General features: G+C 71.9%; 3 protein-coding genes. All 3 read left to right on the forward strand.

Translation table 11 applies throughout. The features are described from left to right. A partial coding sequence (infC, locus tag ABEB16_RS19410; protein ID WP_345713849.1) for a translation initiation factor IF-3 occupies positions 1-607 on the forward strand: 607 nt, incomplete at its 5' end. Between the two features lie 79 nt (positions 608-686). Then, entirely contained in the window at positions 687-881 is a 195-nt protein-coding gene (gene rpmI, locus ABEB16_RS19415) for a 50S ribosomal protein L35 (RefSeq protein ID WP_345713850.1), read from the forward strand. A 70-nt stretch (positions 882-951) separates the two neighbouring features. After that, complete coding sequence (gene rplT / locus ABEB16_RS19420) at positions 952-1338, forward strand: 50S ribosomal protein L20 (protein WP_345713851.1); 387 nt, start codon at positions 952-954, stop codon at positions 1336-1338. The last annotated feature ends 30 nt before the right edge of the window (positions 1339-1368 follow it).

The following is a 1368-nucleotide window of genomic DNA, read 5'->3' on the forward strand; positions in this document are numbered from 1 at the left end:
CGACCGCATCCGTGTTCCCGAGGTGCGGCTCGTGGGCCCCAACGGGGAGCAGGTCGGGATCGTGCGCGTCGAGGACGCGCTGCGGCTGGCCCAGGAGGCCGACCTCGACCTGGTCGAGGTGGCTCCGCAGGCCCGTCCGCCGGTCTGCAAGCTCATGGACTTCGGCAAGTTCAAGTACGAGTCCGACATGAAGGCCCGCGAAGCCCGCAAGAACCAGGCGAACACGATCCTCAAGGAGATCCGCTTCCGCCTGAAGATCGACCCGCACGACTACGCCACGAAGAAGGGGCACGTCGAGCGGTTCCTCTCGGCGGGGGACAAGGTCAAGGTCATGATCATGTTCCGCGGTCGCGAGCAGTCGCGCCCGGAGATGGGCTTCCGCCTGCTGCAGCGGCTCGCGGAGGACGTCGCGGAGCTGGGCAGCGTCGAGAGCTCCCCGCGCCAGGACGGCCGGAACATGGTGATGGTCATCGGGCCGCACAAGAAGAAGGCCGAGGCCAAGGCGGAGAACAAGCGCCGCAAGGAGGACGCCGCTCGCGCCGACGCGGCCCCCACCGAGGCTGCCGAGGTCGTCACGGCGCCGGCCGAGGAGAGCACCACGGCCTGAGGCCCGCGCCCGCCACCGCGCCACGGCGCGGTGGCCCCGCAGACCCGCACCACCACCGGACACACCACAGGAGAACCCCGTGCCCAAGATGAAGACGCACAGCGGTGCGAAGAAGCGCTTCCGCATCAGCGGCAGCGGCAAGGTGCTGCGCGAGCGCGCCAACCGCCGCCACCTGTTCGAGCACAAGCCGTCCACCCGTACCCGCCGCCTGGCGCTGGACGCGGTGGTCACCCCGGCAGACGCCAAGAAGATCAAGAAGCTGCTCGCCCGCTGACGCGGCAAGCGCACCCCGAACCTCGCGCGGCCGGTGACCGGCCGCGACCCGACAGCAAGGAGCACCCCCTGTGGCACGCGTGAAGCGGGCGGTCAACGCCCAGAAGAAGCGCCGCGTCGTCCTCGAGCAGGCCAGCGGCTACCGCGGTCAGCGCTCGCGCCTCTACCGCAAGGCGAAGGAGCAGGTCACCCACTCCCTCGTCTACGCGTACCGCGACCGCAAGGCCCGCAAGGGTGACTTCCGCCAGCTCTGGATCCAGCGCATCAACGCGGCCGCCCGCGCGGAGGGCATGACGTACAACCGCTTCATCCAGGGCCTCAAGGCCGCGGGTGTCGAGGTCGACCGCCGCATGCTCGCCGAGCTCGCCGTCAACGACGCCCCCGCCTTCGCGGCGCTGGTGGCGGCCGCCCGCGCCGCCCTGCCCGCGGCGCCCGCCACCGCGGGGTCCGCGGCCTGAGCACCGCCCCCGGTCCCCGCCGGACCGGCG

This window comes from Kineococcus glutinatus, assembly GCF_039542765.1.
Taxonomy (GTDB): Bacteria; Actinomycetota; Actinomycetes; order Actinomycetales; family Kineococcaceae; genus Kineococcus_A; species Kineococcus_A glutinatus.